Annotated in this window: 10 protein-coding genes; all 10 read left to right on the top strand. The window is 39.6% G+C overall.

The window, feature by feature from the left end:
* Nucleotides 1-43: 43 nt before the first annotated feature.
* Nucleotides 44-478 carry a ferritin-like domain-containing protein gene (locus tag POF52_RS07275; RefSeq protein WP_013056263.1) on the top strand — a complete coding sequence of 145 codons (435 nt, stop codon included), beginning with the start codon at nucleotides 44-46 and terminating at the stop codon, nucleotides 476-478.
* A 301-nt stretch (nucleotides 479-779) separates the two neighbouring features.
* A complete protein-coding gene (locus POF52_RS07270) occupies nucleotides 780-2,240 on the top strand; it encodes an MDR family MFS transporter (RefSeq protein ID WP_016763581.1) in 1,461 nt (486 codons plus the stop codon).
* Nucleotides 2,241-2,714: 474 nt separating this feature from the next.
* Nucleotides 2,715-3,905: a glycine C-acetyltransferase gene (locus POF52_RS07265; RefSeq protein ID WP_271991415.1), complete on the top strand. Its 1,191-nt coding sequence runs from the start codon at nucleotides 2,715-2,717 to the stop codon at nucleotides 3,903-3,905.
* A 37-nt stretch (nucleotides 3,906-3,942) separates the two neighbouring features.
* Nucleotides 3,943-4,902, top strand: coding sequence for an L-threonine 3-dehydrogenase (locus POF52_RS07260; protein ID WP_047930870.1), 960 nt, complete (start codon nucleotides 3,943-3,945; stop codon nucleotides 4,900-4,902).
* 210 nt (nucleotides 4,903-5,112) lie between these two features.
* Nucleotides 5,113-5,577, top strand: a complete 465-nt coding sequence (gene hutP, locus POF52_RS07255) for a hut operon transcriptional regulator HutP (protein ID WP_013056267.1) — start codon at nucleotides 5,113-5,115, stop codon at nucleotides 5,575-5,577.
* 354 nt (nucleotides 5,578-5,931) lie between these two features.
* Nucleotides 5,932-7,152 carry an MFS transporter gene (locus POF52_RS07250; RefSeq protein ID WP_034653248.1) on the top strand — a complete coding sequence of 407 codons (1,221 nt, stop codon included), beginning with the start codon at nucleotides 5,932-5,934 and terminating at the stop codon, nucleotides 7,150-7,152.
* A 260-nt stretch (nucleotides 7,153-7,412) separates the two neighbouring features.
* Nucleotides 7,413-8,078: a type 1 glutamine amidotransferase domain-containing protein gene (locus POF52_RS07245; RefSeq protein ID WP_034653246.1), complete on the top strand. Its 666-nt coding sequence runs from the start codon at nucleotides 7,413-7,415 to the stop codon at nucleotides 8,076-8,078.
* A 204-nt stretch (nucleotides 8,079-8,282) separates the two neighbouring features.
* On the top strand, nucleotides 8,283-8,573 hold the full coding sequence (locus tag POF52_RS07240; protein WP_034653244.1) for a putative quinol monooxygenase: 291 nt from the start codon (nucleotides 8,283-8,285) through the stop codon (nucleotides 8,571-8,573).
* Nucleotides 8,574-9,055: 482 nt separating this feature from the next.
* Nucleotides 9,056-10,495, top strand: coding sequence for an aldehyde dehydrogenase family protein (locus POF52_RS07235; protein WP_271991406.1), 1,440 nt, complete (start codon nucleotides 9,056-9,058; stop codon nucleotides 10,493-10,495).
* Nucleotides 10,496-10,647: 152 nt separating this feature from the next.
* On the top strand, nucleotides 10,648-11,496 hold the full coding sequence (locus POF52_RS07230) for an MBL fold metallo-hydrolase (RefSeq protein ID WP_271991404.1): 849 nt from the start codon (nucleotides 10,648-10,650) through the stop codon (nucleotides 11,494-11,496).
* The last annotated feature ends 99 nt before the right edge of the window (nucleotides 11,497-11,595 follow it).

The following is an 11,595-nucleotide window of genomic DNA, read 5'->3' as shown; positions in this document are numbered from 1 at the left end:
GGGTACATGTCTACTAACAGCAAATGAAAGGGTGTTTATTCAAATGGAAGAGAAAATGAGACAACTAATAGAGGGACTTAATACCGATTTAGCGGGTGAATATTCGGCGGTTATTCAGTACACTTACTATGCGTCTACAGTAACCGGCCTAGAATATCAAATTTTAAAACCTTTCTTTGAAGGAGAAATTCCTGATGAGCAAGGACATGCCCTTTATTTATCAGAAAAAATCAAAAACCTTGGCGGTGAGCCAACAACAAAGCCGGCTGAGGTGAAGCACGTCTCAAACGTGACGGAAATGCTTAAAGAAGCGAGCAAGGCTGAAAAAGAAACTATCCAGCGCTACGAAGAGCGTAAGAAGCAAGCGGAAGAGTTAGGTTTAACAGAGCTTGTTGTAAAGCTTGAAGATATGATTGCAGATGAAACAAATCATATGGAAGAAATGGAACGTTTATTAAAAGATCCCCGATTAAGTTGATCATACAAAATACGTAAAAGCATCCCGTACCAAGTGTTACGGGGTGTTTTTTTGCAATTTAAAAAGGAAATAAAACATCATGTACGCATGTTTCTATCAATGAGATGAAAGTCATATTTTTGAAATTATCTATCGCTTTGAAAAAATTTATAGTAAAATAATTATTTGGCTGCATATGGCAGCAACTATATGCGGGGCATCACATACATATAAAGGCTAAAAGGGTATCCGTATATTGAAACCGCTTTTATCTTCTATAAGAAAAACCATGGTATGCCCGCAGTTGCAAGGAGAGAGAAAGATGAGGAAACGAATCATGACAGCGCTGCTGCTTGTCACTGTTTTAGCTGCAATGGAAGGAACCATTGTCAGTACGGCTGTTCCAAGAATTACAAGTGATTTGTCGGGCATTGAGCTAGTTAGCTGGGTATATGCCATTTATATGCTGACAACTGCTGTATCTACACCTATATACGGAAAGTTAGCGGATCTATTCGGCCGCAAAAAAGTTATGCTTGTTGGAATCATTATTTTCTTAATCGGATCGATACTTTGCGGACTTAGCTTTTCGATGCAACAATTAATTGTCTATAGAGCTATCCAAGGGCTGGGCGCCGGGGTCGTTATGCCGCTTACAATGATTATTATTGGGGACTTGTATGAAGAAGCAAAAGAAAGAGCCAAAGCGCAAGGGTGGATTAGCGCAGTTTGGGGAGTTGCGGGAGTTCTCGGGCCTCTTCTTGGGGGATTCTTAGTGGATACGCTGTCTTGGCGCTATATTTTCTTTTTAAATATACCGTTTGGACTAATGGCTTTTTTTGTTCTTTTAGTAAACTATAAAGAAGAAGTGGTAAAAGAAAAACGCTATATCGATTATATTGGAGCGGTAACTTTTTCAGTGGGAACAATTGCGTTTTTATACGCGCTTTTAACCGGAAGTCAGCATCAAAACTGGGGAGATCCGACCATTATAGGGTTATTTGTTCTAGCTGTTCTAACATTCATTGGCTTTATTTATATAGAAAAGAAATCTCCCGAACCTCTTATCCCGCTTGAACTGTTTTCCATTCGAAGTGTATCTGTTATAAACTTATTAACACTTCTTGTGGGATCAGTAGTTATTAGTATTACGGTCTACCTTCCAATTTGGAGTCAAGGAGTGCTGGGGAAAAGTGCAACCGCTGCTGGTTTTGTATTAATGCCTATGCCAGTATGCTGGACGATTGGTTCACTGCTTTCAGGGAATTTAGTAGGGCGTCTTAAAACGCACTCTATCCTTACGCTGGGCACGGCAATTGTAAGTACAGCTTGTTTTATGCTGTTTTTAGTTTCCACCCACTCACCCGTATTTTTAATTTATGTAGCCGTTGGGGTCCTTGGGTTAGGAATGGGGATTATTACGCCTATTTTTATGCTAGTTATTCAATCAGCGGTCCCGGCTAGCAAAAGAGGAGTAGCGGTGGCTCTTAATACGTTTACAAATACATTTAGTCAAACGCTAGGTTCTGCGGTGTTTGGTACAATCTTTAATTTAGTGACACTTTCACAAGCAAAGAAATTAGGGCAAGAAAATTTAAATGCTTCGTTTGAGACAGGCGGAGTACCAGCAGAAGAACTGTCAAAGCTGCATGAAATTCTTGCATCAGGTGTTCACATTATTTACAGTGGAACGTTTTTAGCTGCATTACTAAGCTTTGCTGTTTCATGCTTATTAGTAAAAAACGGACATAAAAAAATAAAGAACATCTCTATGCAAAAGTAAAGGAAGAGATTGCTACAAAAGTATTTTAATTGAAGGACAATCCGAACGAGTTTGATTAAGGACCAAACTCGTTCGGATTTTTTTATTGGTATGGTGAATGTAGGTTTCATGTATGGAGGTGCTTTTAGCTGTTGATTCAGTTATGTATCAGTCTCTTTTTTAAAAGAATTATCAAAGAGAGAAAAAAAAGATATTGTCTAATAACGTTCCGGAAAAATCGTTAACAGGAGGAAGAATTTTTATTATTGACGAAAATTTCTTATTTTTGTTTTTTTAGTATGGACATTTACCTAGTTGTTTATTATTATGAATTCTATAAGTATTGAATTTTAAGCGCTTCCAAAAGAAACATTTGTCTTTATCAGGAATACACTTGATTTTTAATTCATATACTGTAAGTGCTTAGATTAATCTTTTAATGGGGAAAAGAGAGGTTTATAAGACGTATTGAACAACGATGAGGGGGTATGGAAGATGACAAGCAGACGTTTAAAAGAATTCTTGAATAGTAATTTAGAAGATTTAAAAGATAAAGGATTATACAATGTCATTAATCCGGTAGAGGGGCCAAACGGACCTGTGATTCAAATTGAGGGAAAGCAATTAATTAATTTATCATCCAACAATTATTTGGGTCTTGCTACAGACGAGAGGCTTATTAACGCGTGCAACGAAGCTACTGAAAAATACGGAGTGGGGGCTGGAGCTGTACGAACGATTAATGGAACTCTAGATATTCATATTAAGCTAGAGGAAAAGCTAGCCGAGTTTAAGCATACAGAAGCAGCTATAGCTTATCAGTCTGGCTTTAACTGTAATATGGCAGCCATCTCCGCGGTTATGGATAAACATGATGCGATTTTATCAGATGAGCTGAATCACGCTTCAATTATTGACGGATGCCGGCTATCAAAAGCAAAAATTATTCCTTTTAAGCATTCAGATATGGAAGATCTTCGTGCAAAAGCAGGCGAAGCACAAAAATCCGGTTTATATAATAAAATAATGGTAATTACCGATGGTGTATTCTCAATGGATGGAGACATTGCTAAGCTTCCGGAAATGGTAGAAATCGCAGAGGAATTTGACTTAATCACATACGTAGATGATGCTCACGGGTCGGGCGTATTAGGGAACGGCATGGGCACAGTCAAACATTTTGGCTTATCTGAAAAAGTAGACTTCCAGATTGGAACATTATCAAAAGCGATTGGAGCTGTAGGTGGGTACGTAGCCGGAAAAAAAGACTTAATCGACTGGTTAAAAGTAAGAAGCCGTCCGTTTTTGTTTTCGACTGCTATTACACCAGGCACGGCTGCTGCCTGTATGAAAGCAATTGAAATCCTAAGCACAAGTACAGAGCTGCAGCAGCAAATGTGGGAAAACAGTCGATATTTAAAGCAAGGATTAAAAGAACTAGGCTTTAACATTGGAGAAAGTGAAACACCTATCACTCCGTGCATCATAGGAGATGAAAACCAAACGCAGATTTTTAGTGAGAGATTAATAGAAGAAGGGGTATACGCTAAATCAATTGTTTTCCCAACCGTTCCAAGAGGGACAGGACGCGTTCGCAATATGCCGACGGCTGCTCATACGAAAGAAATGTTAGATGAAGCACTTCGTATCTACAAAAAAGTAGGCAAGGAAATGAAATTAATCTAAACGTTTAATCTAGGCAGTACACGAGGAGGATATTGACATGAAAAAAGTATTAATAACGGGTTCTTTAGGGCAAATCGGTTCTGAGTTAACGACGAAAATGAGAGAGATATATGGTTCAGAAAATATTATTGCCACCGATATTCGCAAAACGACGAGCGATGTCGTGACTTCAGGTCCATTCGAGATTTTAGATGTAACGGATCAGATTGCGTTATTTACGATCGCTAAAAAGCATAAAGTTGATACGATTATTCACTTGGCTGCGCTGTTATCAGCGACAGCCGAGCAAAAACCGCTTCTAGCTTGGAATCTAAATATGGGCGGATTAGTAAATGCGCTCGAAGTAGCACGCGAGCTTCAGTGTCAATTTTTCACTCCAAGTTCAATTGGTGCATTTGGTCCAACGACTCCAAAAGACTGGACGCCGCAGGATACAATTCAACGTCCTACCACGATGTATGGTGTTAATAAAGTAGCGGGTGAATTACTTTGCGATTACTACCACCATAAATTCGGAGTAGATACACGAGGGCTGCGTTTTCCAGGCTTAATTTCATACGTAACGCCTCCAGGTGGAGGAACAACGGACTACGCTGTTGAAATTTATTATGAAGCCGTTAAGCATAAGCGATATACGTCCTATATTGACAAAGGAACATATATGGATATGATGTATATGCCTGATGCATTGAATGCTGTTATCCAACTAATGGAAGCAGACGGTTCTAAGCTTAAGCACCGAAATTCATTTAACGTTTCTGCCATGAGTTTTGATCCAGAACAAATGGCGACTGAAATCAGAAAAACGATTCCGGAATTTGTTCTGAATTACCAAGTAGATCCTGTTCGACAAGCAATTGCTGAAAGCTGGCCTAACCATATAGATTCCAGCTGTGCGATAGAAGAGTGGGGATTTAAAACAGAATATAACCTAGAAAAAATGACGAGAGAGATGCTGGGAAAGTTAAAAGTTGAATCGCAGCTTGTCTTAACGTAAGTAGAGAAAAATGATTTCTTCCTTGAAAGTAAAGTAAGCGCTTACTAAAAGGTAGGTTACTTGTTTATGCAAGTTCTACTTCGTAACAGTGGTGGACAGTACACATAGATCTCCTGATCCTTTAAGTGAGCGCTCGTTCGTTGAATAATCAGCACCTTTTTAGGTGCCGTCTGTTAAAATAATAAGGGGATAGAAGGGAGGGAATGACAGTTGAGCAATAAATTTCAACAAGTTAATGATTTTTCAATGGGAAGATTAACGTCTTTACTCGTTCTTTTACATAATACGGAACTAGCTGAAGGTATTGAAAAGGAAATTAATGAGAGAGGATACAGCTATACAGTAGGAAAAGTCGGAGCGATGGAGCTGTCTAAAGTCGTGGCGGCAATTGAAACGAGCGCCAAGACAAACAAAATTATTAATGCCCAGTCGTACCGGGAAGTTCACGCTCTTTATCATGCTATACTTGAAGCCATTCAAGGAGTTAGTCGAGGAACGCTTCAGTTGGGTGATATTTTACGAACGGTAGGGCTCACATTTTCAATCGTGCGCGGAAAAATTGAGTTTTCAGGATCAAGCGATGAATGGATTAGCGTTTGTGTGTATGGAACGATAGGTGCGCCTAAAAAAGGCTTTGAACATGATACATTAGGCTTTGGTTTTAACCACATTTAAAAAATAATGAACGAAATAGTATGAATGTAAAAAGTGAGAGATGTACATAGCTGCTTTAAAGAAGATATTTTTCTTATTGAAAGGTTCTGTGCGGCGTGTTAACATAATGATTAATATAATAACTGCCTTTAAGACGGTCCAGAGAGGCCGAAAAGGACGGATCACTCATTTACTGCTTCTATGCCTATCTGTGCCCTTTTGCCCTCTGCGACAAAAGGGCTTTTATGTGTTACTTACTTCTTTTAAACGAAGTCCAGAGAGGCTTCAAAAGAGAATGGAGATATGTTATTTATCCATTCCTTCAAAAAAGAAAGAGCGTTGATACAGAAAGAATACACTGGAGGGTGGAACAACATGAATTATCGTAACAAGACAGTTGTAGCATCAGTAGCAGGTTTGACGTTAGAAGGGATGGACATTATGTTTATCTCGTTTGCTATGTCAATGATTATTGCTGAATTTCACATTGATTTAGCAACAGGTGGACTTATTTCTTCTATTACGAATATAGGAATGCTGATAGGTGGAGTCATCTTCGGAATTTTAGCAGATAAATTTGGAAGAGTGCGGGTTTTTACCTACACGGTTCTTCTATTTGCAGTCGGAACGGCATTAACAGGTTTTGCAGCAAATGTTGAACAAGTGTATGCTTCGCGATTTATTGCCGGAATTGGGGCTGGAGGAGAGTACGGGATCGGTATGGCTCTTGTAGCAGAAGCGTGGCCGAAACATAAGCAAGGACGAGCTTCATCCTATGTTAGTATTGGCGCACAATTTGGAGTGATCCTTGCGGCGCTTTTAAGTTCTCTGATCCTGCCGATTTTCGGATGGAGAGCGCTGTTTTTTGTCGGAATCATCCCCGTCATTTTTGCTTTTATGGTACGAAAAAATTTAAACGAATCTCCTGAGTGGCTACAAGCTCAAAAAGAGAAAACAGCGGTTGTTAAAAATAATGGTAAGCTTCGTCAATTATTCGCTACGCCTAGGACGGCGATGACGACTATTTCGCTGGCAGTGATGGCTACAGTCCAAATTGCAGGCTATAACGGCCTTATGATATGGCTTCCGTCTATGCTTCAGCAATCACAAGGCCTCTCTGTTTCAAGTTCAGCTCTTTGGACAATCAGTACAGCCGTTGGAATGATTATAGGCATGCTAACATTTGGTCAATTTATGGACCGTTTTGGATCGAAACGTACTTTTGGAATCTTTCTTCTTGCTTCAGCTTGTGCGGTATTTTTATACTCGTATGCCGAAGGAAGTGCAGGGCTGCTTATAGGAGGAGCTGTGGTCGGATTTTTCTCAAACGGAATGTTCGCGGGATACGGAGCGTTGATCAGCAGCCACTATTCAGTAGAAGTGCGCAGCACTGCAACGAACACCATTTTTAACTTTGGGCGAGCGCTCGGAGGGTTATCACCCATTCTTGTCGGCTATCTTTTGCAAAGCTATGATATGACAGTAGCGATGACGTACTTGGCGGGGCTGTACTGTATTTCGTTTATTTTTATGGTAAGTCTTAAAAGAACGGGAGAAAAGAAAGTGAAACAAATGAACGCTCAATCTGCTCTTTAAAATAAAAGATAGATTCTATGCTTTTCTGGAAAAACCGCGCTTATTCAAAAGGGCGGTTTTTTTGAGTGTATAAAAAATAAATTCAGATGTTATATGGTTGTTTTTTCGCAGATGCTTTATTAACAAAGACACATTATCTATAAAAATATTTATGGATAAGCATATATTTTCTAATTTGTATTATAGTAAATCCTCTCTTACAATAGGGTGTGTAAGGCGGAAACAGAAAATACTATCTTTATTTACAGGAGGACGTTACTATGTCTAAACATATATTAATGGTCGTAACAACGGCTGACAAAATGAAAGAAAATCATCCAACAGGCCTTTGGCTTTCAGAATTTGGTGAAGCGTACGTAGAGTTCGAAAAAGCTGGATTTACGATTACTGTAGCAAGTCCTGTAGGAGGAAAAGCGCCGGTGGATGCTCGCAGCCTTGAAGGGGAGACTTCTCAAGAAATCTTAAATACAGCTAAGCATCTAGAGAATACCCTAAAACTTGATACAATTACAGACAGTGCTAAATTCGATGCTGTTTTCTTACCAGGCGGTCACGGCACAATGTTTGATCTGCCAGATAATCAAACGCTCCACGCTTTAATTCGTGAACTATACGAAGGAGACAAAGTAGTAGCCGCTGTATGCCACGGACCCGCAGGCTTAGTAGGTGTTACATTATCAGATGAAAAGCCGTTGGTCGAAGGAAAGGATGTCGCTGCGTTTACAGATGATGAAGAACGTGAAACAACATTGGACCGCTTCATGCCGTTTCTTTTGGAAACACGTCTGCGTGAACTTGGGGCAAATGTAGTAACTGCTCCAAACTGGACAGATAATGTACAAGCAGATGGCAACCTAATAACAGGACAAAATCCTCAGTCAACAATCAGTGTAGCAAAAGCAGTCGTGCAGCACTTATTGAAATAAGATATAAAAAAGCCTGTAGGCTACAAGCCTACAGGCTTTTTTTATGAACACATCAAGAAAGACCGATGTGTATAGCATGGATGTTTTGCTGTCTTGGACTAGAGAAATCAACCATCATACAAAAAATATGATGGTCAGTGTAATAAATTCAAAAAGAGGGAAGCTTTTTATGGAGAATATTTTTTAAAGAAATGAGGAAAAACGATGTCAGAAATTATTATTAACGCCATTTTGCAAGCCAAGCCAGGAAAAGAAGAAGAGCTTCGATCAGAGTTAGTAAAAGTTATTGAACCATCAAGAGAAGAAAAAGGATGTATTCAATATACTCTCCACCAGGATACAGACAAAGAAGGCACATTTGTTTTTTATGAGAAATGGAAAAGCAAAGAAGATGTTAAAGCTCACATTGAAACACCTCACTATCAACAATACAGACAGCAAACAGAACCGTTAATTGAAAGCAGAGCGGTACATCGTTTACAAGAAGTACGTTAATACAAAAGAGGGGGAAACAAAAGTGTTTTAGTTAAAGGAAGATCCGAACGAGGAACCGAGATTCTTGATGGAGAATCAAACTCGTTCGGATTTTTTTGTGGTTATGGTGAATGTAGGTTGCATTTAGTGAGATCACGCAGAAGGGTAAGTGATGAGGAGACTCATCGACCGCCTGCGGAAAGCGAAGGCTTGCACGAAAATCCACAGCGGTATCACAAATAATCCGTACTAGCTCATTTATCCAATTTGTTCATCTTTAGATGGGATTGATTTCGTTATGACTCAATCTCTGTGTGTTATAAAGAACTAAAAAGCTTCAGGGGGAAAATAATTTCAGCTGTGAAAAGCGGATCGGAAAAGCGATAAGGCAGTGAAAGAAACAAAAAATAATAGAGGCGGTGTTTGAGAAGCAGACGGGCGGGTAGACAAAAACTAGATGACATAGTTCAATAATTAACAAACTAAAAGGAGAGATCAAATCAATGCGTACAAATTTAAAACACTTTATTAACGGAGAATGGGTTGAATCAACAGGAAACGAAACGTCAGATGTGATCAATCCTGCTACTGAAAAATCAATTGGTAAAATTAGCTTAGGTACAAAAGAAGATCTAGATAAAGCCGTGGCAGCAGCTAAAGCAGCTCTTCCCACATTTTCAAGAACAACAAAAGAAGAGCGAATTAAAATGCTTCGCAATATTGCAAAAGGATATGAAGAGCGTAAACAGGAGCTTATTGAAGTTATGACTGAAGAGCTTGGCGCTCCTTTAAAGATTTCAGAAGAAGTTCACTATGAAATGGGACTTAGCCACTTTAAAGAAGCAGCTAATGCACTTGAAGATTATACATTTGAAAAAGATCATGGAAGCTACAAGGTCGTGAAGGAGTCTATTGGAGTAAGCGGACTTATTACACCATGGAACTTCCCAACAAATCAGACGTCTACTAAAATTGCAGGAGCTATCGCAGCAGGAAGTCCAATGGTATTAAAACCATCAGAACTTACACCGTATGCAGCGATGATATTAGCAGAGATCATTGATGAAGCTGGTGTACCAAAAGGTGCCTTTAACCTTGTAAACGGAACGGGAGGTACAATCGGTGACGGTATTAGTTCTCACCCGGACATTGATTTTGTATCATTTACAGGATCAGGTGCTGTAGGTGAGAAAATTATGCAAAATGCGGCTAAAACAATCAAAAAAGTAGCGCTTGAGCTTGGCGGGAAATCACCGCTAGTTGTATTAGAGGATGCGGATGTAGAAGAAGCAGCTAAAATAGCAGTTTCACACATTGCAATGAATACAGGGCAAGTATGTACGGCAGCAACGCGCATTATCATTCCTGCCTCTATGAAAGAAAAATTTGAAGAAGCAGTGAAGAAGGTTCTACCATCATTCCCAGTTGGTGATCCATTAAATAAAGACAACGTAACTGGACCGCTCGTAGCGGAAAAACAGTGGGATCGCGTACAGGATTATATTAAAAAAGGAATGGACGAAGGTGCAACACTTCTTACTGGCGGAACGGGCAAACCAGACGGCTTAGAGACAGGATACTTTGTTAAACCGACAGTCTTTACTGACGTTTCAAATGATATGGTTATTGCACAAGAAGAAATCTTTGGACCTGTAACAACTATTATTACGTATGATGATCTAGAGCAAGCTCTTGAAATTGCGAATGATACAATTTATGGACTTGCAGGCTATGCGGTCGGAAAAGATCAAGAAACACTTGACTATGTTGCTAAAAATATTAGAGCTGGTCAAATCATCGTCAACGATGCCGAGCAAGACAGAGCTGCACCATTCGGTGGATTTAAGCAATCTGGTATTGGACGCGAGTGGGGAGCATTTGGTATCGAAGAATATCTAGAGCCAAAAGCGATCATGGGCGTTAAAGTTCCGGCAAAAGTATAATTGGTGTAAAAAAAGAAAGGAGTTTTTCTCCTTTCTTTTTTTATGGATACATAAAAGAGAGCCAGTTAAAAAAAGAATAACCAAAGCAAAGGTGGATAGCATAAACGTGTATCACATATATGAAGTGACACGTTAAAGGAGGGAATTATAAATTGAATAGAGAGATGCACGGAAGTTCATCAACGGAAAGTTTTATTCCTATGAGCTCTATAGCCAGTGGAAAAGGAGTCGAAGTGGCACCGGATATCTACAGCTACACTACACAGATTGTTAACATATGTTTTATAGGAAATCCAGACAAAGATAATAGTTTTGTACTTGTGGATGCGGGAATGCCTAATTCGGCTTCTATGATTATCGAAGAGGCAGAGGAAAGGTTTGGAAAAGAAAAAAAACCAAAAGCAATTATTCTTACACATGCACATTTTGATCATATTGGATCTATTATTGAACTAGTGGAAAAGTGGAACATACCGGTATATGCACATCCACTTGAACTTCCATATGTGACGGGTGAAAAAAATTATCCTACACCGGATGGCACAGTCGAAGGCGGACTTGTAGCAAAGCTTTCTCCGTTATTTCCAACGGAAGCCATTGATTTAGGCTCTCACGTGCAAGCTTTACCAGCCGACGGCTCTGTACCTCATATGCCGGAATGGGAATGGATTCACACCCCTGGTCATTCTCCAGGACATATTTCTCTTTTTAGAAAGCAGGATCTGGCGCTTATCGCAGGAGATGCTTTTGTTACCACTAAGCAAGAATATTTACTGGATGTACTAGAGCAAGAATTGGAAATTAGCGGCCCTCCTCGTTATTTAACTACGGACTGGGCATCTGCCAAAAGATCAGTTGAAGTGCTTCAGTCACTGCATCCGTCTGTGGCGGTGACCGGACATGGAAAACCAGTTTCCGGAGAATGGCTTTCAACTAATTTATTGAAGCTTACGAAGAATTTCGATGAAATTGCTCGTCCTGATTACGGAAAGTATGTATAGGGCTAAAGAAAAAATGTTACTCTTTACGCAGCTCCTAAAAGCTGCAGGTGAAGATCAAAAGCTCTACGAACTCAGTGAGTTCGTAGAGCTTTTTTAGTT

Origin of the sequence: Priestia sp. AB (assembly GCF_028369225.1) — a bacterium.
Lineage (GTDB): Bacteria > Bacillota > Bacilli > Bacillales > Bacillaceae_H > Priestia > Priestia megaterium.
The sequence above is the reverse complement of the archived record's forward strand: the minus strand, read 5'-3'. Positions and strand labels throughout refer to the sequence as shown.